The organism is Streptomyces sp. NBC_01283, assembly GCF_041435335.1.
Lineage (GTDB): Bacteria > Actinomycetota > Actinomycetes > Streptomycetales > Streptomycetaceae > Streptomyces.
Genome location: NZ_CP108430.1, coordinates 7,845,462 through 7,870,593 on the forward strand (window position 1 = coordinate 7,845,462; position 25,132 = coordinate 7,870,593).

At 72.0% G+C, this 25,132-nt stretch carries 25 protein-coding genes; 11 read left to right on the plus strand and 14 right to left on the minus strand.

From position 1 onward, the window contains the following. Positions 1-108: 108 nt before the first annotated feature. Together OG302_RS35655 and OG302_RS35660 are read left to right on the plus strand one after the other, a co-directional pair. The gene (locus OG302_RS35655) at positions 109-918 is read left to right on the plus strand and encodes an RNA polymerase sigma factor SigF (protein WP_371750338.1); all 810 of its coding nucleotides are present in this window, start codon (positions 109-111) and stop codon (positions 916-918) included. An 82-nt stretch (positions 919-1,000) separates the two neighbouring features. Beyond that, on the plus strand, positions 1,001-1,396 hold the full coding sequence (locus OG302_RS35660; protein ID WP_371530529.1) for an STAS domain-containing protein: 396 nt from the start codon (positions 1,001-1,003) through the stop codon (positions 1,394-1,396). A 27-nt stretch (positions 1,397-1,423) separates the two neighbouring features. On the opposite strand, the gene OG302_RS35665 is transcribed toward OG302_RS35660, so the two are convergent. Both OG302_RS35665 and OG302_RS35670 read right to left on the minus strand, forming a co-directional pair. Continuing rightward, positions 1,424-3,799: an FtsX-like permease family protein gene (locus OG302_RS35665; protein WP_371530530.1), complete on the minus strand. Its 2,376-nt coding sequence runs from the start codon at positions 3,797-3,799 to the stop codon at positions 1,424-1,426. Continuing rightward, complete coding sequence (locus OG302_RS35670; protein WP_371530531.1) at positions 3,796-4,488, minus strand: ABC transporter ATP-binding protein; 693 nt, start codon at positions 4,486-4,488, stop codon at positions 3,796-3,798. The genes OG302_RS35665 and OG302_RS35670 overlap by 4 nt, the downstream gene beginning before the upstream one ends. A 217-nt stretch (positions 4,489-4,705) precedes the next feature. Between OG302_RS35670 and OG302_RS35675 the strand changes: the two genes are divergently transcribed. Then, on the plus strand, positions 4,706-5,998 hold the full coding sequence (locus OG302_RS35675; RefSeq protein WP_371530532.1) for a sensor histidine kinase: 1,293 nt from the start codon (positions 4,706-4,708) through the stop codon (positions 5,996-5,998). Beyond that, positions 5,995-6,684, plus strand: coding sequence for a response regulator (locus tag OG302_RS35680; RefSeq protein ID WP_371530533.1), 690 nt, complete (start codon positions 5,995-5,997; stop codon positions 6,682-6,684). Before OG302_RS35675 ends, OG302_RS35680 begins: the two co-directional genes overlap by 4 nt. Positions 6,685-6,690: 6 nt before the next feature. On the opposite strand, the gene OG302_RS35685 is transcribed toward OG302_RS35680, so the two are convergent. Beyond that, entirely contained in the window at positions 6,691-6,837 is a 147-nt protein-coding gene (locus tag OG302_RS35685) for a hypothetical protein (protein WP_371530534.1), read from the minus strand. Between the two features lie 306 nt (positions 6,838-7,143). Between OG302_RS35685 and OG302_RS35690 the strand changes: the two genes are divergently transcribed. The 4 genes from OG302_RS35690 to OG302_RS35705 all read left to right on the plus strand — a co-directional run bounded on the left by OG302_RS35690 (position 7,144) and on the right by OG302_RS35705 (position 10,696). After that, positions 7,144-8,652 (plus strand): FUSC family protein, encoded by a 1,509-nt coding sequence (locus OG302_RS35690; RefSeq protein ID WP_371530535.1) that lies wholly within the window; start codon positions 7,144-7,146, stop codon positions 8,650-8,652. Between the two features lie 192 nt (positions 8,653-8,844). After that, positions 8,845-9,603: a GAF domain-containing protein gene (locus OG302_RS35695; protein WP_371530536.1), complete on the plus strand. Its 759-nt coding sequence runs from the start codon at positions 8,845-8,847 to the stop codon at positions 9,601-9,603. Then, a complete protein-coding gene (locus tag OG302_RS35700) occupies positions 9,575-9,967 on the plus strand; it encodes a DUF2267 domain-containing protein (RefSeq protein WP_371530537.1) in 393 nt (130 codons plus the stop codon). Before OG302_RS35695 ends, OG302_RS35700 begins: the two co-directional genes overlap by 29 nt. A gap of 78 nt (positions 9,968-10,045) precedes the next feature. After that, positions 10,046-10,696, plus strand: coding sequence for a VanZ family protein (locus tag OG302_RS35705; protein ID WP_371530538.1), 651 nt, complete (start codon positions 10,046-10,048; stop codon positions 10,694-10,696). Between the two features lie 29 nt (positions 10,697-10,725). Here OG302_RS35705 and OG302_RS35710 read toward each other — a convergent pair whose 3' ends face one another. Further along, positions 10,726-11,178: a DUF6003 family protein gene (locus tag OG302_RS35710; RefSeq protein ID WP_371530539.1), complete on the minus strand. Its 453-nt coding sequence runs from the start codon at positions 11,176-11,178 to the stop codon at positions 10,726-10,728. Positions 11,179-11,250: 72 nt separating this feature from the next. Beyond that, positions 11,251-12,096 (minus strand): RNA polymerase sigma factor SigF, encoded by an 846-nt coding sequence (locus tag OG302_RS35715; RefSeq protein WP_371530540.1) that lies wholly within the window; start codon positions 12,094-12,096, stop codon positions 11,251-11,253. A 210-nt stretch (positions 12,097-12,306) separates the two neighbouring features. Between OG302_RS35715 and OG302_RS35720 the strand changes: the two genes are divergently transcribed. The 3 genes from OG302_RS35720 (at position 12,307) to OG302_RS35730 (ending at position 14,234) form a co-directional block, all read left to right on the plus strand. Further along, a complete protein-coding gene (locus OG302_RS35720) occupies positions 12,307-12,741 on the plus strand; it encodes an ATP-binding protein (RefSeq protein WP_361841008.1) in 435 nt (144 codons plus the stop codon). Positions 12,742-12,824: 83 nt separating this feature from the next. Next, positions 12,825-13,058: an XRE family transcriptional regulator gene (locus OG302_RS35725; protein ID WP_361841010.1), complete on the plus strand. Its 234-nt coding sequence runs from the start codon at positions 12,825-12,827 to the stop codon at positions 13,056-13,058. A 120-nt stretch (positions 13,059-13,178) separates the two neighbouring features. After that, entirely contained in the window at positions 13,179-14,234 is a 1,056-nt protein-coding gene (locus OG302_RS35730) for a lactonase family protein (RefSeq protein ID WP_371530541.1), read from the plus strand. A gap of 93 nt (positions 14,235-14,327) precedes the next feature. Here OG302_RS35730 and OG302_RS35735 read toward each other — a convergent pair whose 3' ends face one another. The 9 genes from OG302_RS35735 to OG302_RS35775 all read right to left on the minus strand — a co-directional run bounded on the left by OG302_RS35735 (position 14,328) and on the right by OG302_RS35775 (position 25,041). Further along, positions 14,328-15,272: a sirohydrochlorin chelatase gene (locus tag OG302_RS35735; protein ID WP_371530542.1), complete on the minus strand. Its 945-nt coding sequence runs from the start codon at positions 15,270-15,272 to the stop codon at positions 14,328-14,330. 131 nt (positions 15,273-15,403) lie between these two features. Continuing rightward, positions 15,404-16,402: an N-acetylglucosamine kinase gene (locus OG302_RS35740; RefSeq protein ID WP_371530543.1), complete on the minus strand. Its 999-nt coding sequence runs from the start codon at positions 16,400-16,402 to the stop codon at positions 15,404-15,406. Next, positions 16,399-17,076: a uracil-DNA glycosylase gene (locus tag OG302_RS35745; RefSeq protein ID WP_371530544.1), complete on the minus strand. Its 678-nt coding sequence runs from the start codon at positions 17,074-17,076 to the stop codon at positions 16,399-16,401. Before OG302_RS35745 ends, OG302_RS35740 begins: the two co-directional genes overlap by 4 nt. Positions 17,077-17,109: 33 nt before the next feature. After that, on the minus strand, positions 17,110-18,201 hold the full coding sequence (locus OG302_RS35750) for a WD40/YVTN/BNR-like repeat-containing protein (RefSeq protein WP_371530545.1): 1,092 nt from the start codon (positions 18,199-18,201) through the stop codon (positions 17,110-17,112). A gap of 141 nt (positions 18,202-18,342) precedes the next feature. Then, on the minus strand, positions 18,343-19,239 hold the full coding sequence (mmuM, locus tag OG302_RS35755) for a homocysteine S-methyltransferase (RefSeq protein ID WP_371530546.1): 897 nt from the start codon (positions 19,237-19,239) through the stop codon (positions 18,343-18,345). Next, positions 19,236-21,296 carry a dipeptide ABC transporter ATP-binding protein gene (locus OG302_RS35760; RefSeq protein ID WP_371530547.1) on the minus strand — a complete coding sequence of 687 codons (2,061 nt, stop codon included), beginning with the start codon at positions 21,294-21,296 and terminating at the stop codon, positions 19,236-19,238. The genes mmuM and OG302_RS35760 overlap by 4 nt, the downstream gene beginning before the upstream one ends. Positions 21,297-21,311: 15 nt before the next feature. Beyond that, entirely contained in the window at positions 21,312-22,226 is a 915-nt protein-coding gene (locus tag OG302_RS35765) for an ABC transporter permease (protein ID WP_371530548.1), read from the minus strand. Beyond that, positions 22,223-23,173, minus strand: a complete 951-nt coding sequence (locus OG302_RS35770; RefSeq protein WP_371530549.1) for an ABC transporter permease — start codon at positions 23,171-23,173, stop codon at positions 22,223-22,225. Before OG302_RS35770 ends, OG302_RS35765 begins: the two co-directional genes overlap by 4 nt. Further along, positions 23,170-25,041: a peptide ABC transporter substrate-binding protein gene (locus tag OG302_RS35775; protein WP_371530550.1), complete on the minus strand. Its 1,872-nt coding sequence runs from the start codon at positions 25,039-25,041 to the stop codon at positions 23,170-23,172. The genes OG302_RS35770 and OG302_RS35775 overlap by 4 nt, the downstream gene beginning before the upstream one ends. Positions 25,042-25,132: the final 91 nt, after the last annotated feature.

A 25,132-nucleotide genomic window follows, 5' to 3' on the forward strand; every position in this document is an offset into this window, starting at 1 on the left:
GGGAGATGGTGGGTAAGAGCCCGTGCACAGCGCGCTCTCGCCCGGAGGGTGCCATCTGTTTCGGGAGTGACGACGGTGGCCTCGACGACCAGCAGCCCAGGACCCACGATGTCGTACGCCGAACGACATACCGCCGACCCCGACATCAGCCGCCGCACGGCCGACCTCCGCGCCCTCTCCAAGACGCTGTTCGCCCGGCTGGACGCCGTGGAGGAAGGAACGCCGGAGCACTCCTACGTACGCAACTCGCTGGTGGAGCTGAACCTCAACCTCGTGCGGTACGCGGCGCACCGGATGCGCCCGCGCGACGAATCGTACGAAGACGTCGTCCAGGTGGGCACGATCGGTCTGATCAAGGCGATCAACCGCTTCGAGCTGGAGCGGGGCGTGGAGTTCACCACCTTCGCGCTACCGACGATCATGGGCGAGATCAAGCGCTTCTTCCGCGACACCACCTGGGCCGTGCGCGTTCCCCGCCGGCTGCAGGAGCTCCGCATCGACCTGGTGAAGGCCACCACCGATCTCGAGCAGACGAACGGGCACACCCCGACCACGGCCGAACTCGCCGAGCACCTGGACCTGGACGAGGCCGAGATCAGCGAAGGTCTCACCGCGGCCAACGGCTACACCACGGCCTCCCTGGACTTCCCCGCCGACGGCGTCGACTCCGACGACACGCTGGCCGACCACGTCGGCTACCGCGATCCGGAGCTGGACAAGGTCGAGGACCTGCACTCCCTGAAGCCGCTCATCGCCGCGCTGCCGGAACGCGAACGCCAGATCCTCGGGATGCGCTTCGCCGCCGACATGACGCAGAGTGAGATCGGTGCGGAGCTGGGCATTTCCCAGATGCACGTCTCACGCATCCTCAGCAGGACCCTCGGACGCCTGCGGGGCAAGCTCCTCGACAAGAGGTAGCGGCAGCGGGGCGCACGCCGTGCGGAGCTGTTCCGGGAGAGGCCACTGGGTTGCTCTCGGTACGATGGCTCATGGGGGTGTGATGTCCACTGAGACCCATCGCCTGACCATCACCGAGCTCGCGAGTTGCTCCGACTCCGCGGTGCTGCGGGTCAGCGGCGAGCTAGACCAGTCCTGCGAGGAGTTCTTCCTGCGTACCCTCGGCGCCTCCGTCGAGGCCGGGCACCGGCATCTGGTCCTGGACGTGACGGCGCTGATGTTCTGCGACTCGCGCGGCCTGAACTGCCTGCTCGCCGTGCGGTGGCTGCTCGCACGCCGCGAGGGAAAACTGCTGCTCGCGGGGGCGGGACGCCGCCTTTCGGAGATGCTGGCCCTGACCGGCAGCACGGAACTGCTCCCCGGTTACCGCACGGTCGGCCAGGCCCTGCAGTCCCTCCCGGACGACCAGCGCCCCCTGTGGCCGCCGACGGAGGCATAGGCCCCCGCCGGCCGCACCACGCGGCCGCTACTCCGTGCGCAGTGCCGTGGCCGTGCGCGCCCTGGCCGCCCACCCCGCGGGGAGCAGCGCGCCGAGCAGCGCGATGACGACCCCGGCGAAGCCCAGCAGGACCAGCTGCGGTGCCTCGTACACGTCCAGGACCGACGGCGGCAGGCCGGTGCCCGCCGCGTGCCCCATCACCGGCAGCACAAAGCCGTGCAGCGCGAACCCGGCAGGCACGCCCACGAGGCCGCCGACCACACCGATCCCCGCCACCGAAGCCAGCACGAGCCCCACGGTCTGCCGCGGTGACATGCCGATCGCCTTGCAGACGCCCAGGTCGTGGACGCGCTCCCGGGTGTCAAGGACGACGGAGTTGAGCACGCCGAGGCCCGCCACGGAGACCAGCATCAGGGTGAGCAGCGCCGCCATCGCGTTCAGGATGAGGATCATGCCCTCCTGGTCGGACGGGTCGTTCGCCATGGCATCGCCGCCCAGCGGTTCGAGCGTCGCGGAGAGCTTCTCGGCGTACGCGGTGGGGGAGACGCCCGCGTTCACGTCGACGAGGAACGTCTGGGGCGCCGTCCCGGGGAAGGTGCCCATGTCCGCGTGCAGATGCAGGCCGTCGTCCGAGGTGTCGAAGGCCTCGCCGACGATCCGCAGGGTCCGCTTCTGCTGCTTGAGGGTCACCCGCACGGTGTCACCGATCTCGGAGCCGGTCCGCTCCAGGAAGCGCGTGGACACCACGAGCTGGCCCGCGCCGTCGATCCAGTGCCCGGCGATCATTTCGTAGCCGCCCGACTCGGTGTCGCCCTGGTAGAGGCTGGCCCGGACCGTGCCGGAGATCCCGCCCACGGTGACCTCGCTCCGCGTCAGGCCGTAGGACGAGGCGGTGCCCGCCTGCGCCTCGACGGCGGCGCGTACCTTCGCCGTGTCGGCGGCCGTGCCGTCCGCCGAGCCGTCCGTCGCGGGGGGAGGCTGCCCCGGGCCCGCGGTCCGCCCGCCGGCGAGCACGGTCACCGCGGCGCGCTCCTCGGGGTCCGAGGCGGTACCGACCGCGTCCAGCGAGGCGGTGAGACCCACCGCGAACGTCGCCGCGACCGTGCCGAAGGCCACCGCGAGCAGCATCGCGACCGCGCGGACCGGGTGCGCGAAGGGACTCGCGAGACCGTAGGTCACCGCCCGCGGCAACGGCAGCCGCCCTGCGGCCCGGTGCGCCCACCGGCCGCGCCCCGTGCGCGGCGCCCGGCCCACCGCGATGGCCTCGACCGTCCGCAGCCGCCCGGCCCGCAGCGCGGGCACCAGCGCCGCGACGCCGACGACGAGCAGCGCGGCGAGGGGCACCACGACATCCACCCACCAGGCCACCGAGAGCGAGGCAGTGCCGTACGCCTGCTCGGTGTCGTCGAGGAGCGGCACGGCCAGCAGGTTCCCGAGCACGACCCCCAGCGCGATGCCGGCGCCCGCCGGGATCAGTGCCTGGGCCACATAGGCGCGCACGACCTCGCGCGGCGTGAAGCCGACGGCCTTGAGGATGCCGATCCTGCGCAGGCTGGTGCCGACCGCGCCGCTGACCACGCTGCCGACGATGATCACCGACATCGCGATGCCGAGCACACCGAACGCGATCAGGAACGGGACGGTCGGCGCCGCGCCCTGATCGGCGGCGCGCTTGGCGTCCAGATAGGACTCGGTGCCGAGCAGCGCACCGGACGGCACCGCGGCTGCGAGCTTCTTGCGGCCCTCGGCGATCTGCCCCTTCGTGTCCGCCGATTGCAGGCGGTAGAGCAGCTGGCTCGTGACCGGAGTGTCCTTCGATGCCAGAGCCCTTACCTGCGCGGGCGTCGCCCACGCGGCGGCCGTCTTGCCGGCCGACGTGGCGAGGCCGACGACCGTGAGGGTCGCGGCGTCCGCCGCGTCCGACGTCTTCAGGGTGGAGCCGAGCCTGAACGCCGGCCCGGTGAACGACGAGTCGAGGACGACCTCGCCCGGTTTCGCCGCCCACCGGCCGGACTTCAGGTCCAGGTCGTCCACGGCGGCGTCCGGACCGGACCGCCCGGCCAGCGTCGTGGCGGGCACATGACCGCCGTCCCGGCCCACCGGGTGGATCGTCGTGAGCGGGTACGGTCCCGCGCTCGCCGTGACGCCGTCCAGCCGCCCGGTGGCCTCGATCCGCGCCGTACTCGCCTTGGCCGGGTCGAACTGGGCGCTGATGTGCGCCCCGTGCTGCTGCGCGAAGGCGTGGTCGAAGGGGGCGTCCGCGGCGACCATGAGGGACCCGGCGACCACGGCCGAGGCCACGGCCATCATCGTGGCCACGGCGATCACGAGCGTCTGCACCCGCCGCCTGCCCACTCCGGAGCGCACGACCCGGCCGAGCGCGCCGGTGCCGATGCGGCTCATCGGAGCACCTGCGCACGGCTGTCGAGGGCGACCTGGCCGTCGACCAGGTGAATGGTGCGGCTCGCGCAGGCCTCCGCGAGCGCCAGGTCATGCGTGACGAGCACGATCGTCTGCCCGCCGCGATGCAGGTCCACGAGCAACTCCCGTACGTCATGGCCCGACGCGGTGTCGAGCGCGCCGGTCGGCTCGTCGGCGAGGAGCAGTGCGGGGCGGTTGACCAGTGCCCTGGCGACCGCGACGCGCTGGCGTTCGCCGCCGGAGAGACGGCCGGGATAGGCGCGGGCGTGCTTCTGGATGCGGAGGATCTCCATGAGCTCGTCGGTGCGGGCGGCCGCCTTCTTCCGTGCCGTCCCGGTGAGCTGGGCGGGGAGTTGGATGTTGTCGGCGACGGTGAGGTCGTCGAGCAGGTTGAAGAACTGGAAGACCATGCCGATCTGTTCGCGGCGGAAGCGCGCGAGCGCGTGCTCGCTCAGCCGGTCGATCCGACGGCCGGCCACCGTGACCGCGCCCTCCGTCGGCTTGTCCAGACCCGCGACAAGATTCAGGAGCGTGGACTTGCCGCTGCCGGACGGTCCCGTCACCGCGAGCGCCTCGCCCTGGGCGACGCCGATGTCCAGCGGTCCGAGCGCGGGCGCGCCCGCACTGTCGTAGCGCTTGGCAACGCCCTCCAGCTCGATCACGTGAGTCATGAGAGGTTCCGTCCCGTCGGTCGATGGCTCCTGCGGTGCCTGGCCCAGCGAACCTAGGAGCGGGCGCGGTCGGGGCGCGTCGGCCGCGGCACCGACATCCGGCCCTCCCCGCGAAGGACCGCGCCACGGGGTCATCACCGCGGCGTACTCCTCCGGGACGGCACCCCGGCCGTTCAGGCTGATGCGGGACGCGGCGGGCGGGTCGCACAATGAGCCGGTGGACAAGGGAGAGCGGCGCGGACCGCGGCAGCAACTGCGTGACGCGTTCCGGCCGGAGCCGAGGCCCGCACCGCTGTCGCGTCGTGCGGTGCGCAGCGACGTGGCCCTCGCGGTCCTGCTGACCGTCGTCGCCCTGATCGTGGCGGCGCGTTACCCCGACAGCGGGCCGGTCACGTACGGGCCGGAGCCCCCGGCCAGGCCCGCGCCGCCGCCTCCGGGGCCCGGCATACGGGACCCCGAGATCTACGCGGCGCCCTGGCCGCTCGTCGTGCTCTCGGCGCTGCCGCTCGCGATCCGGCGGTGGTATCCGCTGGCCGCGTTCACCGTGGTGCTGTTCGCGGCGCTTGCCATCGGCGAGGACAGGACTTCCTGGATCAACGTGCTGACCTGCGTCATCGGTGCCTATACCGCCGTCATGTACAGCCGTTACCGGATGGGGGCGATGGTGGCGCTGCTGTGCGCCGCCGTTCTTGCGGGCATCGCGTTCCGGGGCACGGCACCCGTCCTTCCCGGCTGGTCGAGCCCGGCGGTCGTCCTCCTCGTCGCGGGGGTCCTCGCCGCTCTGGTCCGGTTCTGGCGACGGCAGTTGACGGCGAGCCGGGACCGGTACGCGGAGCTGCAGCAGACGCAGGGCGAGGCCATGCGCCGGGCGGTGGACGAGGAGAGATCCCGCATAGCCGCCGAACTGCACGACGTGGTGACCCACAATGTGAGCGTGATGGTGATCCAGGCGGGCGCGGCACGCAAAGTGATGGACGCGGCGCCGGAGCGGTCGAAGGAGGCACTCCTCGCCGTCGAGGCCGGAGGACGGGCGGCGATGGCCGAACTCCGGCACGTGATGGGCCTGTTGGCGGCTCCGGACACCGGCAGGAACGACACCCCGGCGGACGGCCTGGAGCCGCAGCCGGGCCTCGGTCAGCTCGACGCCCTGATCGAACGGGTACGGGCCGCGGGGACACCGGTCGGCATCACGGTGGACCTGCCGCCGGAGCCGCTGTCGCCCGGCGTGGACCTCGCGGCGTACCGCGTCGTCCAGGAAGCGCTGACCAACACGATCAAGCACGCGCCCGGCGCCGACGCCGCCGTCACCATCGGCTGCGCGGACGGCCATCTGGAGATAGAAGTCATCGACACCGGCGCCGCGCGGGACGCACCGCCCGCGGACGGCAACGGCCGCGGCCTGATGGGACTGCGCGAGCGCCTCGCGGTCTACGGCGGCGAACTCACCGCCGGGCCCACGCTCGCGGGCGGCTTCCGGATCATGGCCCTCATCCCCTGGCGCACCGCATGACCTGGCCCCCGCTCCGTATCGTCATCGCCGACGACCAGGCCCTCGTGCGCACCGGTTTCGGGATGATCCTGGCCGCCGACGGCATCGAGGTGACAGCCGAGGCGGCCGACGGCGCCGAGGCGGTGGCCGCCGTCCGGCGCACCCGGCCCGACGTCGTGCTCATGGACATCCGCATGCCGCAGATGGACGGCATCGAGGCCACCCGGCGGATCCTGGGCGGCGAGGGCCCGCACGAGACCCGGGTCATCATCCTCACGACGTACGACCTGGACCACTACGTGTACGCGGCGCTCACCGCGGGCGCCAGCGGTTTCCTGCTCAAGGACGTCACCCCCGAGCATCTGGTGGCCGCCGTACGCCTGGTGCAGTCCGGGGACGCCCTGCTCGCGCCCACGATCACCCGCCGGCTCATCGAGCGCTTCGCCACCCGTGAGGAGAGCGCGGCGCCCACGCTCCACCGCGACCTGTCCGGCCTGACGCCCCGCGAACTGGAGGTGCTCCGCCTGCTCGCGACGGGACTCAGCAACGCCGAGCTCGCGGACCGCCTGTTCCTCAGCCCGACCACGGTCAAGACGCACATCGGCCGCATCCTGTCGAAACTGGACCTCCGCGACCGTGTCCAGGCCGTCGTGCTCGCCTACGAGACCGGACTGATCGCACCGGGAGGCCGGAGCGCGGATGCCTGAGCGGCCTCAGTGACGCCCTCGGAACTTGCCGAGCACCCGCCTGGCCTGGGCCCGGTTCTTGGGGTCGGCCGAGGCCCGGCGGACCTGCCGGACCGTGCGCTTTCCCTCGGGGCTCCGGACGAACTGCTTTATGCGGTTGATGACTCCGGGCATGCCGACTCCTAAGTCGTGAGAACTGCCAGCCTATGACGGGGTCCTCGGCGCGTACCCCGGTCGACGGCACTTACGCGAGGAGCCGCGGACGCTGCCGCGCGCGTCACACCCTCCGGATTGATCCGTTGGCCCTCTGGTGGTACGGCATGAGGGCGGCGAGGTGGGCCAATGGCTCAGTGAATCGGGTGCGGGTTGAGCCAGCAGGGCTTCGGATGGTTCGATGAGTCTGTCGATGGCGCTGCGGATCCCCGCGGCGCCTTTTTCATGCGGGCAGGTCGAGATGGCCGGGGAAGGGGCGGGGAAGCCGTGCTGAAGAGGGTGTTCGTGGCGCCGGATCCGGGGCGGGTGCGTTTGCGGTTCGCCGCGCGGGCCGTCATCGGCATCGCGCTCGCGGTGACCGTGTGCGGTCTGGCCGGGCACTCCCTCGCCGCGGCGATCACCGGTGGGCTCGCGGCGCTGCTCGCTCTCTTCACCGTGGGCGACACGACGGTGAAGGGGCAGGCCGTCACCACGGCCCTGCTGCCCGCCGTGGGCTTTCCCGTGCTCGCACTCGCCGCGGTGCTGCACGACGTGCCCGTGGCGCGGGACGTCGCCTTCCTCGCCGTGATGGGCGCGGGCGTGTACGCGCGGCGGTGGGGGCCGCGCGGGCACTCGCTCGGGGTGTTCGCGTTCATGATGTTCTTCGCGACGCAGTTCCTGCACACGGTGCCGGGACAGCTGCCCGAGCTGTTCGCCGCCATCCTGCTGTCGCTGTGCGCCTCGTCGGCCGTACGGTTCGGGCTCTGGTGCTACGAGCGCCGCCTGCCGCCCGCGGTCGTGCCCGCACCGCCCGCGGGCAGGGGCCTGGCCAGGACGACCACCCGGCAGGCGGTCCAGGCGATGCTCGGCGGCGGCTTCGCCCTCGCGGCGGGGCAGGTCCTCTCGCACGAGCGCTGGTACTGGGCCGTGGGCGCCACCTGGTGGGTGTTCGTGAACACCGCGTCGCGCGGGGAGACGCTGGTGCGCAGCTTCCGGCGGGTGCTCGGCACGGTCATCGGCATCGGCGCGGGCTTCGTCCTCGCGGTCCCGCTGCACGGTGCGCCGGTCCCCTCGGCGATCGTCGTCGCCGTCAGCATCTTCGGGATCTTCTACACCGCGGCGGTCTCCTACACCTGGATGATGCTCGCGGTCACCGTGATGGCCGGGGTGCTCTACGGACTGCTCGGGGTGCTGAACCCGGGGCTGCTCGCCCTGCGGGTCGCGGAGACCGGCGTCGGGGCGCTCGGTGCCGTCATCGCCGTGCTCCTCGTCCTGCCCGTCACCACGCACGCCACGACGAACGCCTGGATCGAGCGCGCCCTGCGGTGCGTGCACGCCTGCACGGAGGAGGCAGCCGCCCGGCTCGCCGGCTCCGCGAGCGCCGACCCCGCGCCGCGCGTCGCCGAACTGGAGCAGCTCCTCGGCAAGGTGCGGTTCTCGCTCGCGCCGCTGGTGCATCCGTTCAGCCCGCTGCGGGCCCGCAAGGAGCGCGCCGGTCAGGTGCTCGCGCTGCTCGACGCCTGCGCCCGCGAGGTGCGCGGGCTCGCCTCGATCGCGGCGGACCCCGAGGCCTCGCACGACGACCGGCTCGCCGCCGCCTGCTGGCGCGTGGAGGCCGCCGTGGAGGCGCTCACCGCGCCGGAGGCCGCGCACGGCCCGGCCACCGACACCGTCGCCCTGCCGCATCCCGCCACCCACGAACCCGTGCTGGCCCATCTGCACGGTCTGGAGAAGGCCCTCGTCGAGCTGGCCGTGCCGCTGCGCAGTCCCACTCGTACGCCTCTGATCGGGGCCTGAGCAGGCCCGACCCCCTCGGTGGAGCGAAGCCGGACCGGTCATACGAATCGATGACTCCGGCCGATCACACATGAGGTGGTTCATCGCGTGGTAGACGAACTCCCGCTCCTCCGGGCGCCGGGCCCAGCCGTGCGCCTCCGCTCGGAGGGTGCTGCCGGACCGTGAGGCGCGCGACTGAGAGGGATGCTGACCATGACGGAGGAATCACCGTCGATCGTGCATGACGTGTCGGTCGCGGCAGCGGTCGGGCGACGCGCGCTGCCGAACCGGCTCTGCACCGCGTTCACGCAGTCGACGGGCGCGCAGCGCGCGGCCCTTTCCTGGCTGCCGCGGCTCGAACACTGGCAACTGCTGCACGCCACCGACGAACCCGCCCTGCAGGCCGAGGCCGCACAGTTCACCCGCGCCGACGGCCCCTCGGTCAGTGCGGCACTGGGGATGCAGCCCGTGTTCGTGCCGGACCTGCGCGACTACCCCTGCCGGACGGGGCCGCCGCTGTCCGAGGAACTGCCGGGCACCCGGCGCGTGCTGGCGCTCCCGCTGCACGACCGTCACAAACCGGTCGGCGTGCTGTGTCTCTACTACACCGAGCGCACCGACGTGACCCCCGAACACATCACCCACGCGCAGCGTGCCGCCTCCCTCGCACTCGACGCGCTGCTGCGCTGGCGGCCCGTGCACGACGCGGGCACCGGCTGTCGGCGCCCGGTGTGGACCACCAGCACGCGGGCGGCGCGCTGGGAGCGCATCCACCAGGCGGCCGACTACGTGGCCGCCCGTCAGGAGTGCGCCGTCGCCGAGGGTCTTGCGTGGCTCCAGGAGGTGAGCGCGCGGGACGGTGTCTCGCTGCTCGACGTGGCCGACACCGTCCTGCAGCCGTCCCTCGCCCACCACGACGACGAGTCCGAAGGGATGAGCGGCCATGACCGAGCCCGTGGAAGTGCTGCTTGACCGCGTCCGGGAACGCGGGGGTTACGCGGAGCGGCAGGAGGCCGCCGGAGCGGTGCAGAGCGTCCTGGAGATCCTGGGGGAGCACCTGGTGGGGGACGACCGCACCGATCTCGCCCGGCTGCTGCCCCGCCCGTGCGCTCCGCTCCTCACCGAGGGCTCACCGGCCAGCGAACCCCTGACGCCCGCGGCCTTCGTCGCGGCGGTGGGCGCACGCGTCGGCGTCGACGCGGGGCAGGCCCGCCGCGCCGTCACCGCGGTCCTCGCCACCGTCGCGGAGGTCGCCGACGACGCGCTGCTGCGCCGCATACTCACGCAGCTTCCGCCGGGCCACGCCGGTCTGTTCGGCCGCACGGACCCCACGTGAACCACCCGGAGCGGAAGCGGATCCATCGCGCGGGCGCGGGAAGACGGAGACACAACACCCCCTGAATGGAGGCTCGTGATGGCACGGACAGTTCCGCAGGGCAAGACCAGCAGGGCTGCAAGGACCAGCAGGACCAGCACCGCCAGGACCACCGGGGCCACGAAGACCCCGGAGGCCACGCAGACCCCGAAGTCCCCGAAGGCAGCAGGGCGCCGGAGCGCTCCCGGCACGCCTCCGCTCTCCGGGTGGGCGCGGGCGATGGCCATGCTGCTCGCCTTCGCGGGGACGGTGGTCTTCGCCGTGCTGCTGGCCCGGCTGACGCTGGAACCCTCTGCCGCGTCCGTGCCCTTGACGCACAGCAATCTCCGGCCCGGCGACTCGATCCACGACTATCTCGCCCAGCCCGCGTTCCGCGACACCGTCAAGCAGCTCGGCGGCAACATCGTGCTCGGCCTGCCGTTCGGCATGCTGCTGCCGGTGCTCGTGCCACGGGCCCGGGGGCTCATACGCGTCACGGCCGTCACGGCACTGGTGATGCTGCTGGTCGAGCTTGCCCAAGGCTTCCTCGTCACCGGACGGGCCTTCGACGTCGACGACGTGCTGCTCAACACCACGGGAGCCGTGCTCGGTTACCTGCTGATCGGTCGCAGGCTGGGCCGCGCCGTGCACCCTCGCCGCCGGCATTGGTGGCACCGCTTCACGAAGCGGTCCACCGCCGCCGCCGACTAGTCACCCGGACCCCGGCCCCCTGACACCGGTCACACCGTGAGGCGGCCGATGTCCTGCGGGTCGAGGCCGGTCAGCCGGGCGATGCGCGGCGCTGGAATGCCCGCGGCCAGCGCCCGGTGCACCAGCGCCTCCCAGTCCTGGGTCGTCTCCCGGAAGTCCAGCAGCTCGCCCTCCAGGTCCGTGACGGACTGGGGTGCGCACTCCTGCTGGACCCGCAGAGCCTCTTCCTCGCTCAGCGGGACGGGCAGGCGCTCGGCGTCCTCGGGGATGAGTGACTGAGCCTCGGCGGGCAGGATCCGGACCAGTTCGGACGAGGCCGACACGTCGTGGGCCTGCAGCCAGCCGTGGACGGCGGGGGTCTGCGCGCACTCCAGGGCGCCGACGGCGGCCAGCGCCGTCCCGAGGCGGGGGTGCCGGTCGGTCAGGAGGAAGAGGTATGCGTCGTCGGCCATCGCGGGGAAGTCGCCTTCTCGATCGGACATCAGCGGTGCACTGATGCTAACGCCCGCGAGCGGCCGGAATCCCGCCTTCCGTCGCGTTGCCCGGCCGGGGGCTCAGTGTGCGGTGAGCATGCCCTCGCGCAGCCGGGCCAGGGTGCGGGAGAGCAGGCGCGAGACGTGCATCTGGGAGACCCCGAGGCGTTCGCCGATCTGTGACTGGGTGAGTTCGTCGACGAACCGCAGCCGCAGGATCTGCCGGTCGCGCTCGTCGAGTTGGGCGAGCAGCGGGGACAGGGCGTGGAAATCCTCCACGAGCTCCATGGCGGGGTCCTCCGCGCCGATGAAGTCGGCGAGGGCCGCCTCGCTGTCGTCGCGGTCGCCGTGGACGGTCGCGTCCAGGGAGGTGGAGTTGTAGCCGTTGGCGGCCATGCGGGCCTCGATGACCTCCTCCTCGGTGAGGTCCATCAGCTCGGCCAGTTCGCTGACCTTGGGGGAGCGGCCGAGGCGGGTGCTGAGCTCGTCGGTGGCCTTGGCGAGTTCGACGCGGGCCTCCTGGAGGCGGCGCGGAACGTGCACGGCCCAGGAGGTGTCGCGGAAGAAACGTTTGATCTCGCCGACGATGTACGGCACGGCGAACGTGGCGAACTGGACCTCGCGGGAGAGCTCGAAGCGGTCGATCGCCTTGATCAGGCCGATCGTGCCGACCTGGACGATGTCCTCCATGTCGTCGCTGCGGTGGCGGAACCGCCCGGCGGCGTACCTGACCAGCGACATGTTCATCTCGACGAGGGTGTTGCGGGCGTATTGGTACTCGGGCGTGCCCTCTTCGAGCGTGGCGAGCCGGGTGAAGAACAGTTTCGACAGGTCGCGGGCGTCCTGCGGCCCGACCTCCTGAGGAGAGACGATCTCCGGCAGTTCCGCGAGGCGCGTGTCCGTGGATGTACCGGTGGCCGCTGTCATGATGTCCCTCCCCAGTCCGCCGGCCCTCCGTCGTCCCCCGACCGGCCGGTGAAGCGCACGTACCCGCACGGCGGCACTTCATGCGTGTCACTCCGCAACAAGATCCGTTGTCCGCCGGGGCGTTACGCGCCCCGCATTCCGGGCAAGTGGTCAGCTTGGACAGCGGCCATCCCCTATTCGGACAGAGGCCACCCTGAACGAGGAGGGCTCATGAGGACGCAAAGGACGCGACTGGACACCGGACCGGCCGAGCTGGACACCGGAGCGTCGGACGGAGCGGTTTTCGACAAGCGGCCGGAGGCCGTCGCCCACGCGCGGGATTTCGCCCGCGCCTTCGTGGACGGGCTCCACCCGCCCGTGGGCTCCCAGGACGTCGTGAGTGTCGAACTCACGGTGTCCGAGCTCGTCACCAACGTCGTACGGCACGCGCGCGGGACCTCGTGTTCCCTGCGTCTGCAGGCGCAGCCGGACGGCATCGCGGTGACGGTCGGTGACGCCGATCCGCGACCGCCGCAGGAGCGGGCGCCCGATCTGGCGGGCGGCACCGGCGGATTCGGCTGGCCCATGGTCCAGCACATGGCGAAGACGGTCACCGTGACCAGGGGACCGAACGGCAAGACCATCCGGGCCGTGCTGCCCCGGTGACGAAGCCGCCCGCAGCGCCGTGCGGCGGACGCCGCGTGACAGGCGTACGGCATGAGAGCGCGCGGGCGGGGCAGGAGGCACCAATGGACGACCTGTCTCAGCTACTCCAACAGACCATGCGCCGCCGTCATCTGACGCCGCAGGCGATCGCTGACAAGACCGGGATCCGCACCCCGCGCATCCGGGCCTTCGCGCAGGACGGCGCCGAGGGGCCCGTCCGCCCGACCGACGAGGAACTGGCCGAACTGGCCGGCGCCCTCGCCCTGCCCGCCATCAAGGACACCGCGCGGCCCACGGCCGCGGCAACCTCTCCTTGACGGCTGGACGGCCGACCCCGCTCCCGATCTGCAGCGCCTTGGTCTAGACCCCCTGCTAGCGTCTGCCGCACGAGTGCCCCCTGGACATGGTGCTCGGTCCAGAGTCGAGAGGGGAACGCAGTGGTCGGCAGGCACGGCGACAGTCAACGGGCGTACATCGGGTCCTTCACCGCGGCGGGCGGGCCCGGGATCCTCACCGCTGCCGTCGACCCGGACAGTGGTGCGCTGACCGTGCTCGGCGGGACGGACAGTCTCGCGGACCCCTCGTACCTCGCCCTGTCGGCTGCGGGCGACACGCTCTACGCCGTCAGCGAGACGTCCGGCGGGGCCGTCGCCGCGTACCGCCTGAACGGCGACAAGCCCGAACCGGCCGGGCCGCCGGTCGCGGTCGGCGGGGACGCGCCCACGCATCTCGCCCTGCACGCCGGCCACGTCCTCACCGCCAACTACGGCTCCGGCAGCGTCACCGCCGTGCCCCTGCGCTCCGACGGCAGCCTCGCACCCGCACCGTCGGGCGTCCTCGCGCACACCGGCGCGGGACCCCATCCGCAGCGCCAGCAGCGCCCGCACGCCCATCAGGTGCTGCCCGATCCGAGCGGCCGCTGGGTGGTGAGCGTCGACCTCGGCACCGATTCCGTACGCGTCTGTGAGCTCTCGGCGGCGGGCGAGCCGACCCTGCACCGGGAGATCGCGCTGCGGCCCGGCTCGGGACCCCGGCATCTCGTGTTCCACCCGCGCGGCGATCGCGCGTACGTCCTGAACGAGCTCGCCCCCACCCTCACGATCTGCGCCTGGGACGCCTCCGAGGGGGCACTCAGGCCGCTCGGCGAGGCGGCCGTCCTGCCGGGCCCCGCGGACGGCGACGGCGAGGCGTTCCCCTCCGAGGTCGTCGTGGCCCCCGACGGCCGCTTCCTGTGGACCGCGACCCGCGGTCAGGACGTCATCTCGGTGCTCGCCCTCGACGAGGCGGGCGACCGGCCGCGGCTCACCGCCACCGTGCCGTGCGGCGGCCACTGGCCGCGTGACCTGGCCATCGACCCGTCGGGCCGGTTCCTGTACGCGGCCAACGAGCGCTCCGGCGACGTGACCTGGTTCGCCGTGGACCCGGAGACGGGCATCCCCCGGCGCGCGGGCTCGATCGAGGCTCCCGCCGCCTCCTGCGTGATCTTCAACTGAGCCACCGGACCCGCGTACGCCGATGGGCCCGCCCCCTGTATCAGGGGGCGGGCCCATCGGCGTGACGGCATCAGGTCTGCCGGCGCGCTGCGGTCAGTGGACCGGCGCGCCCGACGGCTGCTGCGGGGCGATCCCGAGCGCCGACGTGTACTTGGAGAGGGCCAGCTTGCCGATCGCCGGGTAGGCGCCGAGCGACTCGGCGACCGCGCAGCCGGCCTCCTTGGCGGCCGCGTCGAGGAGGCTGCCGTCGATCTCGGGACCGATCAGGTACGGGGCGAGCGCCAGCTGCGTGGAGCCGGAGCCGCGCAGCTCCTCGGCGGTGTTCGCGATGGCGCCCTCCTGGTCGAGCGCGGCGGCCATCACCGGCACCGCGAGGCGGGCCGCGAGCAGCATGCCGGTGATCCCGGCGGCCTGCACGGCCTCCTCGCCGCCGACCGTGGCGAGGACGATGCCGTCCGCCGCGGTGGCCACCGTGAACAGCCGGGCGCGGTCGGCACGGGCCAGACCGGCCTCCGACAGGCGCACGTGCAGTCCCTCGGCGAGCAGCGGGTGCGGGCCGAGGACGTCCGTCAGCTCGGCGGGGGCGCGGCTGTCCATCACGGCCTGGCGCACGCGCCGCATCAGCGCGTTGTCGGGACCGGCGAGGAGGGGGACCACGACGGCCACGGGGCCGTCGGGCTCGGCGACGTCCGCACCCGCGGCGCGCGCCTGCTCGAAGCGTGCGGTGCGTTCGTTGACGGCGTGCGCGAGCACGGAGTGCAGCGAGGGGAACTCCGGGAACGAGGTGACCGTGGCGTCCTCGGTCCCGTCGAGGTACCCGATGCGGGCGTCGAGGCCGGGGAGCTCGGAGCGTGCGATGCTCACGACCTCTTCGGCGAGGCTGCGCGTGGCGCTGCTGGGTACGCCCGGTACGGCGAGAACGAGCGCGGGCGCGTTCTCGGGAGCCGCCACGGGCTCCGGGCGGCGGTGCCGCCCGGGCTGGCGGGGTCGCGGCATTCGTACGGGCAGGCCTGATGCGGGCCCAGTGGAGGAGCTCATGGCGCCGCATGCTACTGGTTTCGGGGGCTTCGCTGTTCGGGGAGGGTACAGGTGGGCGGTATAAGTCCGCTTTTGTCTTATGAGTTACGTAGAGGACGACTGTCACATTACGGAGTGGTCATCCTGGGTGGTCAACTGTCGTATTCGGTGTGCAAGGTGAGCATGCGTGGGTCGAGCGGCAGACGCAGGCGGTCCGCGCCGGTGTCGGCGGCGATGAGCAGGGCGCCGTCCAGCGGATCACCGGCGGCTGTGACCAGTCGCACATGCCGCAGGAGGTCCTTCAGCTCCGCGCGCACCGGGCCCAGCAGTGCGTCGCCCATCTTGAACAGGCCTCCGGTCAGGGCGACTTCGGGCTGCACCCCCTGACCCGCCACGTCGGACGCCGGGCAGACGGCCGCCGCCGCTTCGGCGATGTGCCGGGCGGCGTCCCGCAGGATCGCTTCGGCCACGGGGTCCTCGGGGGCGCAGTGCGCCACTTCGGGTGCGAACGAGGCGAGCATCGCGGGCCGGTCCGTACGGGGATAGAGCTCGCCGGGCAGTCCCGGCGCGGGGCCGAAAAGCTCCTCGGCGCGGGCGAGCAGCGCCTTCGAGCCGCCGCGTCTGCCGTCGAACGCCCGCATCGCCGCATCGAGGCCCGCGCGGCCGATCCAGGCGCCGCCGCCGCAGTCGCCGAGCAGATGCCCCCAGCCGTCGGCGCGCTGCCAGGCCGCCAGGTCAGTGCCGATCGCGATCATGCCGGTGCCCGCGGCGACGACCGCGCCGGGGCGGTCGCCGAGCGCGCCCGCGTACGCGGTGACGGCGTCCGCGGCGAGCGCCAGGCGCCGTACGCCCAGAGCCTCGTGGAGGGCGCCCGGCAACTGTGCGCGCAGATCGTCGCCGAGCGTCGCCATGCCCGCCGCGCCGACGGCGACAGCGGTGACCTGTCCGGCACCTGACCGTGCGAGCAACTCCCTTGCCATGGGCAGGAGTTGCTCGATGAAGTGCCCGGCGTCGATTCCGCGCGCACCCGTCCGCACGGGTTTGTTCGAACTCACCGGGGGCGGGCGGCCGGCCCCGCCCGGCAGGCCGAGGGCGACCCGCATGCCGGAGCCGCCCGAGTCGACGCCGAGGACGCACGGGGCGTCCGTCACGGAAGCCGCCAGTCCACCGGCTGCCCGCCCTGCTGGACGAGGAGGTCATTGGCCCGGCTGAAGGGGCGCGAGCCGAAGAAGCCGCGGTCCGCCGACATCGGCGACGGGTGCGAGGACTCGACCGACGGCAGCGGGCCGAGCAGCGGCCGCAGATTGCGGGCGTCACGTCCCCACAGGATGGAGACGAGGGGCCGGCCGCGGGCGGCGAGCGCCTTGATGGCCTGCTCGGTGACCTCCTCCCAGCCCTTGCCCCGGTGCGCGGCGGGACGCCCCGGGGCCGTGGTGAGCGCCTTGTTGAGCAGCAGGACGCCCTGCTGCGTCCAGGGCGTCAGATCGCCGTTCGACGGCTGCGGGACGCCCAGGTCGGAGCCCATCTCGCGGTAGATGTTGATGAGGCTGCCGGGCAGCGGGCGCACCTCGGGCGCGACCGAGAACGACAGACCCACCGCGTGCCCGGGGGTCGGATAGGGGTCCTGGCCGACGATCAGCACCCGCACCTCGTCGAACGGCTGCTGGAACGCGCGCAGGACGTTCGGCCCGGCCGGGAGGTAGGTGCGTCCCGCGGCGATCTCCGCGCGCAGGAAGTCGCCCATCTCGGAGATCTTCCCGGCGACGGGTTCGAGGGCCTTCGCCCAGCCCGCCTCGACGATTTCATGCAAAGGTCGTGATGCCACGGCGTCACCCTACTGCCGTAACGGGGGCGTCGATCAACCGATGGCCGCCGCCCTGACGCACAGTACGTCGGGCAGGTGGGACGCCAACTCCCGCCAGCTGTCCCCGTCGTCCGCCGACGCGTACACCTCGCCGTTGCGATTGCCGAAGTAGATGCCCGCGGGATCCTGGCCGTCGCTGCACATCGCGTCGCGCAGCACCGTGCCGTAGTGGTCGTCGGCCGGGAGGCCCGCGCTGAGCGGCTCCCAGCTCTTGCCCGCGTCGGATGTGCGGTAGACGCGGCACCGGTGGTCGGCGGGGACGCGGTCCATGTCGGCGTTGATCGGGAAGACGTAGGCCGTGTCGGCGCGGTGCGGGTGGGCGACGGCGGTGAAGCCGAAGTCGGAGGGCAGGCCCTCGCCGATGTCCGTCCAGTGCCCGCCCGAGTCGTCGCTGCGGAACACGCCCCAGTGGTTCTGCAGATACAGGCGGTCCGGGTCGACGGCGTCCCGCGCGACCTTGTGCACGCACTGGCCGAACTCCGGGTTCGGGTCCGGCAGGAAGGCCGCGGAGACGCCGTTGTTCGACGGCGCCCAGCTCCGGCCGCCGTCCAGGGTGCGGAAGACACCGGCGGTGGAGACGGCGACCGTCACCGCGTCGGGGTCGCGCGGGTCGGTCAGGATGGTGTGCAGGCCCTCGCCGCCGCCTCCCGGCACCCACCGGTCGCGCGTGGGGTGCTCCCAGAGCGGCCGCACGAGCTCGAAGGTCTCGCCCCGGTCCCGCGACTTGTACAGGGCCGCCGGTTCGGTGCCCGCGTACACGACGTCCGGTTCGGCGGCGGCCGGGTGCAGTTGCCAGACCCGCTCCAGGGACGCCCCGGTGTCCTTCGGGAACTTGACGGCCGCCTCGGGCGGCTCCGTCCAGGTCTTGCCGAGGTCGTCGGAGTGGAAGACGGACGGGCCGAAATGGGAACTGTCGCCGCCCACCAGGAGGCGGGGCGTACTGCCGCGGGTGTCGATGCCCACCGAATAGACGGCCTGGGCGTTGAAGTACGGGCCGTCGTCGAACCGCCAGGTGTTCGAGCCGCCGCGCCTGCGACCGATGAAGAGGCCTTTGCGGGTGCCTACGGTCAGGATGATCTCGGCCATCACGGCCACCTCCGGGACGTCGTTGTCTCAGGTATGGCTCAGTCTGCACCCCGGCACTGACAGTCACCCCCGGACGCGGCGTTCCCGCAGGTCGGGCTGGGTGCGGCGGGTGTGCCGCAGGCCCCTCGCGGCACGCCCGGGTCAGCCGTTGCCGGACAGCTCCGCAGCCACCCGCGCGATCATTTCCGGCCCCACCCGGCAGCATCCTCCGATCAGCCGCGCCCCCGCGTCCCGCCAGCCCGCGACCCGGCCCGCGGTGAAGTGGGCGGGGCCCCGCCACGCCCTGGCGGCCGCGTCCCACGTCTCGCCGCTGTTCGGGTACGCCACCACCGGCTTCCCCGTGATCCGCGCGGCCAGGCGCACCGCAGCGTCCGCGTCCTGGGGGTCGCAGCAGTTGACACCGACCGCGAGGATCTCCTCGGCGTCGGCGGCCAGCGCGAACGCCTCCGTCAAGGGCTGGCCCGCCCGCGTGTAGCCGCCGGAGACCGTGTACGAGAGCCAGGCGGGCACCCCCAAGCCGCGCACGGCCCGCAGCAGGGCCCGCGCCTCGTCCGTGTCCGGCACCGTCTCCAGGGCGAGCACGTCCGGCTCCGCGTCGGCCAGGACCTCCAGGCGCGGGCGGTGGAAACGTTCGAGCTCGGCCACCGTCAGGCCGTACCGGCCCCGGTACTCGGAGCCGTCCGCGAGCATCGCCCCGTACGGTCCCGCGGACGCGGCCACCCACACCTCGCGGCCCGCGTCCGCTCCCGCGTCGCGGGCCAGCTCCACGCTCAGGCGCAGCAGTTCGGCAGTGCTCAGCGCGTCGATGCCGTGCTGCGCGAAGCCCTCGAACGTCGCCTGATAGCTCCCCGTGGTGGCGATGTCGGCGCCTGCCTCGTAGTACGCGCGGTGCGCCGCCGCGATCGCCTCCGGCTCGTCGGCCAGCAGCCTCGCCGACCACAGGGCATCGCTCAGGTCGTGCCCGGCGGCCTCCAGCTGGTTGGAGAGGCCGCCGTCGAGCACGAGCGGGCGCCGGGTCAGTGCTTCCGCGAGTTTCACACTGCCGACGCTAGCCGAGGCGCGGACAGGGGGAAGTGACACGCGACCTGGTGTCCCGGGCCGTTCGGCGTGCTCACCCGCGGTTCCGTGGTGGCGCAGACGTCCTGGGCCGCCGGGCAGCGGGTGCGGAAGCGGCAGCCCGACGGGGGCTTCGCCGCCGACGGCGTCTCGCCCTCCAGAGGAGCCCGGTCCAGGCCGTCCGCCGCCTGCGGGTCGGGCAGGTTGACCGTGTCCAGGAGCCCCCGCGTGTACGGGTGCAGTGGCTGGGCGTACACCTGCTCGGCGGGGCCCGACTCGACCAGCTTGCCCAGGTACATCACGCCGACGGTGTCCGCGAGGTGGCGCACCACCGCCAGGTCGTGCGAGATGAACAGATACGTCAGGCCGCGCTCCCGCTGCAGCTCCCGCATCAGGTTCAGGATCTGCGCCTGCACGGAGACGTCCAGCGCGGAGACCGGCTCGTCCGCGACCACCAGATCCGGGGAGAGCGTCAACGCCCGTGCCAGGCCCAGGCGTTGGCGCTGGCCGCCGGAGAACTCGTGCGGGTAGCGGTGCACGGCGCCGCGCGGCAGGCCGACCGCGTCCAGGAGCTCGGCGATCAGCTTCTCCTGGTCGGCGCGGCTGCCGACACCCTGGATGACGAGCGGCTCCCGCAGGATCTCGCCCACCCGCATCCGGGGGTCCATGGCGGCCGTGGAGTCCTGGAACATCAGCTGCACGCGCCGCCGGTGTGCCCGCCGCTCGGCCCGTGACATCCGCGCCGGGTCGTGCCCCTCGAACGTCACGTGCCCGGCGGTCGGCTCCTCCAGGCCCGCGACGATCCGCCCGAGGGTCGTCTTGCCGCAGCCGGACTCGCCGACCATGCCGAACGTCTCACCCTTGCGGACCGTCAGGGACACCCCGCCGACCGCGCTCACCGTGCCACGGCTGCGCGAGAAGGTACCGCCCTTGAGGGGGAACTCCTTGACCAGACAGTCGAGTTCGAGGAGCACGTCACCGGGTGCGCGCGGGGCGGGCACGGCCGGCGGGACCACGACCTCCTCCTCCGAGGCATGGTCCGGCACGGGGTGGAAGCAGGCGAACCGGTGCTCGCCGCCCCGCACTTCGTCGTCCGTGAGCGGCGGCTCCGTCGTACGGCACTCGTCCGTGGCGAAGGTGCAGCGCGGCGCGAAGCGGCATGCGGTCGGGCGCACCGCCAGGTTCGGCGGAAGGCCCGGGATCGTGTGCAGCGCGGTGCCGCTGTCCGCGGCCCGCTCGGGGAGCGAGGCGAACAGGGCCTCCGTGTAGCGGTGCCGGGGTCTTGCGAACAGGCCGCGCACATCGGCCTGTTCGGCGACCTTGCCCGCGTACATCACCGCGACCCGGTCGACCCGGTTGGCGATGACGCCCAGGTCGTGCGTGACCAGGATCATCGCCATGCCGAGGCGTTCGCGCAGGCCGTCGATCAGCTCCAGGATCTGGTGCTGGGTCGTCACGTCGAGGGCGGTGGTCGGCTCGTCCGCGATGAGCAGTCTCGGCTCGCAGACCAGCGCCATGGCGATCGCCACGCGCTGGCGCATGCCGCCCGACAGCTGGTGCGGATAGGCCTTCATGCGCTCCGCGGGCTGCGGCATGCCGACCAGGCGCAGCATCTCCTCGGCCCGTGCCCACGCCTCTTTCCTGCTGAGCTCGGGGCGGTGCAGGATCAGCGGCTCGGCCACCTGCGCCCCGATCGTCATCGTCGGGTTCAGCGAGGTGAGCGGGTCCTGGAAGACCATGCCGATGGTGTTGCCCCGTACGTCCTGGAGGACAGGCGCGGGTGCCGCGGCCAGGTCCCGGCCGTCGAACAGGACGCGCCCGCCGGTGACTTCGCCGCCGGGCGGCAGCAGTCCGAGGACGCTGAGCGCGGTCATCGTCTTGCCGCAGCCCGACTCGCCCACGATGCCCAGGGCCTCGCCCGGGGCGAGTTCGAGGGAGATGCCGTCCAGGGCGTGGACGGTGCGCTCGCGCGAGGTGATGTCGACCCGCAGATCGTCGATCTTGAGCAGGGGCTCGGTCTTGAGCAGAGGCTCGGTCATCTTGTCGGTTCTCCCTTACTTCCGCAGCCGTACTTCGAACGCGTCCCGCAGCCCGTCACCGATGAAGTTGAACGCGGCGACGACCAGGACGATCGCGATGCCCGGCGGGAAGATCAGCCACCAGTAGCCGTTCTGGGTGTAGGTGATGCCGGCCGAGAGCATCGACCCCCAGTCGGCCGACGGCGGCGGGATGCTCAGGCCCAGGAAGGCCAGATAGCTGACGTAGAGGATGGCGTCGGCGATCTGGAAGGTGCAGTTGACGATGATCGTGCCGATCGCGTTCGGCACGATGTGCTTGAACACGGCCCGCGCGCCGCCGCCGCCCATCATCCGCATCGCCTGTACGTACTCGCGGTCGCGCAGCGAGAGCGCTTCGCCGCGCACCAGGCGGGCGGGGGAGAGCCAGGCGACCGACGCGATGATCACGATGAGGACGCCCTTGCTGGGCGTGATGATCGCGGCGACCACGACGAGCAGGAACATCGCGGGGATGGCGAGCGCGGCGTCCGTGATCCGCATCATGGCCGCGTCCACCCAACCGCCGAAGTAGCCCGCGACGGCGCCGTACACCGTCCCGAAGAGCGTGGCCAACAGGCCTGCCGCCAGGCCGATTTCGAGGGACGTCTGTCCGGCGACCATCAGCCGGCCGACCATGTCGTAGCCGAGGTCGGTGGTGCCCAGGAGGTGGCCGGAGCTGCCCGGTGCGAGGTTCGCCCGGGACAGGTCGGTGTGCGTCTGCTCGGTGGAGTACAGGAGCGGCCCGAGGTAGCTGAAGGCAAGGAGCAGGACCAGGACCACCACGCCGGTCAGGGCGAGCTTGTTGCCGGTGAAGACCTGGAGCGTGCGGCGGGCGAGGGAGGGCGTGGCCTGGGCCGCCGCCTCGTTGCCCGGAGCGGCGTCCGGGCTGACAGGTGCGGTCGCGGTACTCATGCCACGCTCCGGATCCGGGGGTCGAGGACGGCGTACAGGATGTCGGTGAGCAGCGAGCCGACGACGGTGGCGATGCCGACGACGAGCGTCACGCCGAGCAGCACCGGGAAGTCGGAGCCCTGCGCCGCGTTCCAGAACAGCAGCCCCATACCGGGGTAGTTGAACATCGACTCGACGACGAGCGCACCGCTGAACAGCGTCGGCAGATACAGGCCGAGCAGTGTGGCGAGCGGGATCAGGGCGTTGCGCAGGACGTGCCGGACCATGATCCGGCGGCTCGACTGGCCCTTGGCCATCGCCGTACGGACGTATTCCTCGGTGAGGTTGTCGAGGACCGCGGAGCGCATGTAGCGGCTGAACATCGCCACGATGCCGAACGCCATGGTGACGACGGGAAGCACCAACCCAGTGAAGTCGCCCAGGAGTTCGCCGACGCTCTCGCCCTGGGGTGCCTCTGCCGGGAGGATCGGCATCACCTGCGCGAACAGGATGATCATGATGAGACCGAGGAAGAACACCGGCGTCGCGTACAGGAGGAAGGCGATGCCCGTCATCGCGTAGTCCGACGCCTTGCCGCGGCGCACGGCCTGCAGCAGGCCGAGCGGGACGGCGATGACCACGGCGAGCGCGGTGGAAAGGACCGTCAGGAGCAGGGTCTTCGGCAGCCGCTGCTTGAGCAGGTCGAAGACCGGGGAGTTGAGCTTGAAGGACTCGCCGAGGTCGCCGGTGAACAGCCGCTTCAGGTACATCACGTACTGCGCGGGCAGGGAACGGTCGTATCCCTGCTGGTGGTTGAAGGTCTCGATCTGCTGCGGGGTGCCCTTCGGGCCGAGGATGGCGCGCGCGGGGCCGCCGGGCAGCATGTGCAGCAGCGTGAAGACGATGATCGAGACCAGGAACAGCACGACCAGCGCCTGAAGGAAGCGCTTGACCAGAAAGCCGGTCACTTGTCGGCTCCCTTCTTCTTGACGTAGTACCAGTCCTGCGGCGCGAAGGTGACCGTCGGGTTCTGGCTGATGCCCCGCAAGTCGTTGCGGATCACGGAGACCTGGTAGGCGGGGTTGGGCATCCACATCACCGGCAGCTGCTCGGCCAGGTACTCGCCGTACTCGTGCACGGCCTTCATGTCGGGGGAGTACTGCACGCCGCGGATGATCCGGTCGGCCCTCTTGTCGCTGTAGTTCCCGAAGTTGGCCGAAGCGCCGGTGGAGAAGAGCTGCTCACCGCTCGGGTTGAGCGGGTAGTACCAGCTGCCGGCCGTGCCGAAGAACGACATGTCCCAGTCGCAGCCGGGGTCCTTCGCCGTGCAGGGGACGGAGTTGCCGAGCACCGAGTTCAGCGGTTGCTGGCGCACGGTCAGGTCGATCCCGGCCTTGGAGAGCGAGGACTTGAGCTCCTGCATCATGTTCGTGGTCTCGGTGGATCCGGACTGGGAGAGCAGGGTGAGTTCGAGCGGGGCGTTCCCCGCGATGCCCTTGCCGCACTCGTCGGCGTCCGTCCCCGGGCGTACGCAGCGGGCGGTGCCGTCCTCGGTCCGCCAGCCGTGCGCGGTGAGGAGCCGCCGGGCCTCGCGCACGTCGAACGGGTACTGGTTCTTCTCCATCGCCCTGGACAGGTACTGGCTCTTCGGCGTCACCGGCACCGGACCGAGCGTCGGCGTCGCGCTGCCCTGCCAGATGACGTCGCTCATCGCCTTCTGGTCGACGAGATGCTGCATCGCCCGGCGGATGTAGAGCTGGTCCATCATCGGGCCCGCGTGCGTGGAGTTGAAGTTGTAGACGATGTACGTCGCCGCCCAGCCCTCCCACGGATCGACACGGTAGCCCTTCTCCTGGAACTTCTCCTTCTGCGCCACCACCGACGGCGGGATGTAGCCGTAGTCGACGCCCCCCGAACGCAGGACGTTGTACTCGGAGTCGGCGGTGGTGAAGGGCTTGAAGACGACCTTGTCGAGGTGCGGACGCTGCGACTTCGGGCCGGTGTACTTCTCGTTGGGCACGATGGTGACCTGGCCGCTGTCGCGCCAGCCCGCCAGCTTCCAGGGCCCGTTGACCGTCTTCCACAGCGGGTCGGAGCCGTACGATCCAAGGCTCTTGGCGTGCCGCGTGAGCCGCGCGAAGACGGTCTTGGCGCCGTCCTTCGTGCGGTCCCAGTCGCCGATCTTTCCGCCCTCGGTCTTGGCGTCCCAGGCGTGCTGGGGCAGGGCCCGCATCAGCGTGAGCTGGTTGGCGGTGAACCAGTCCGGGTTGTACGCGCGGCTCAGGTGCAGGCGCACGGTGTGGTCGTCGACGGCCTCGAACCGCTTGACGTTGTCGGGCATCGTGCCGACCGAGTAGTTGCCCCAGCTCGTCCTGTTGGCCTTGACGAGGTTGAACCAGAACTCGATGTCGCGTGAGGTGACCGGCTCTCCGTCGGACCACTTCACGCCCTCGCGCAGCGGCACGGTCACCGTCTTGTTGGCGTCGCTGAACTTCGGCTCCCGGCCCAGCGTGCTCGGGCCGTGCGTGGTCAGCTCGCCCTTCTCCTGCACGGCGTCGTACACCGGCATGAAGAGCAGCGACTGGATCCCGTAGTTGTACGAGGCGCCGTAACCGGGGGCGCCGATCGGGAAGATCCAGTTCGGTGTCGCGGCGGGCGGCAGGGCCATCGTGGCGGTGCCGCCCTCGACCGGAGTGCCGCCGGTGGGACCCATGTCGACGCGGCCGCCCTCCTGCGTGCAGCCGGTCACTGCCGTGAGGGCGAGCGCGGCAACGGTTGCCGCCGCCGCTATGAGCGCGCGGCGCCGAGCGCGGGGACGTGATCGCCTAGAGCGCATGGCGAAGGGCCTCCAAGGATGCGAGAGCCGGACCGTGCCGGAGATCGGCGGGCGGCGCCTGAACGCTAGATCTGGCGACAAAATCAAGTCA

Coding starts and splice junctions, on each gene's coding strand:
- OG302_RS35700 (WP_371530537.1), top strand. CDS start 9,575: ATGACCGAGCCCGTGGAAGTGCTGCTTGACCGCGTCCGGGAACGCGGG.
- OG302_RS35725 (WP_361841010.1), top strand. CDS start 12,825: ATGGACGACCTGTCTCAGCTACTCCAACAGACCATGCGCCGCCGTCAT.
- OG302_RS35765 (WP_371530548.1), bottom strand. CDS start 22,226: ATGAGTACCGCGACCGCACCTGTCAGCCCGGACGCCGCTCCGGGCAAC.
- OG302_RS35660 (WP_371530529.1), top strand. CDS start 1,001: ATGTCCACTGAGACCCATCGCCTGACCATCACCGAGCTCGCGAGTTGC.
- OG302_RS35735 (WP_371530542.1), bottom strand. CDS start 15,272: ATGAGCTCCTCCACTGGGCCCGCATCAGGCCTGCCCGTACGAATGCCG.
- OG302_RS35760 (WP_371530547.1), bottom strand. CDS start 21,296: ATGACCGAGCCTCTGCTCAAGACCGAGCCCCTGCTCAAGATCGACGAT.
- OG302_RS35715 (WP_371530540.1), bottom strand. CDS start 12,096: ATGACAGCGGCCACCGGTACATCCACGGACACGCGCCTCGCGGAACTG.
- OG302_RS35655 (WP_371750338.1), top strand. CDS start 109: ATGTCGTACGCCGAACGACATACCGCCGACCCCGACATCAGCCGCCGC.
- OG302_RS35665 (WP_371530530.1), bottom strand. CDS start 3,799: ATGAGCCGCATCGGCACCGGCGCGCTCGGCCGGGTCGTGCGCTCCGGA.
- OG302_RS35695 (WP_371530536.1), top strand. CDS start 8,845: ATGACGGAGGAATCACCGTCGATCGTGCATGACGTGTCGGTCGCGGCA.
- OG302_RS35670 (WP_371530531.1), bottom strand. CDS start 4,488: ATGACTCACGTGATCGAGCTGGAGGGCGTTGCCAAGCGCTACGACAGT.
- OG302_RS35720 (WP_361841008.1), top strand. CDS start 12,307: ATGAGGACGCAAAGGACGCGACTGGACACCGGACCGGCCGAGCTGGAC.
- OG302_RS35680 (WP_371530533.1), top strand. CDS start 5,995: ATGACCTGGCCCCCGCTCCGTATCGTCATCGCCGACGACCAGGCCCTC.
- OG302_RS35705 (WP_371530538.1), top strand. CDS start 10,046: ATGGCACGGACAGTTCCGCAGGGCAAGACCAGCAGGGCTGCAAGGACC.
- OG302_RS35710 (WP_371530539.1), bottom strand. CDS start 11,178: ATGTCCGATCGAGAAGGCGACTTCCCCGCGATGGCCGACGACGCATAC.
- OG302_RS35750 (WP_371530545.1), bottom strand. CDS start 18,201: ATGGCCGAGATCATCCTGACCGTAGGCACCCGCAAAGGCCTCTTCATC.
- OG302_RS35685 (WP_371530534.1), bottom strand. CDS start 6,837: ATGCCCGGAGTCATCAACCGCATAAAGCAGTTCGTCCGGAGCCCCGAG.
- OG302_RS35775 (WP_371530550.1), bottom strand. CDS start 25,041: ATGCGCTCTAGGCGATCACGTCCCCGCGCTCGGCGCCGCGCGCTCATA.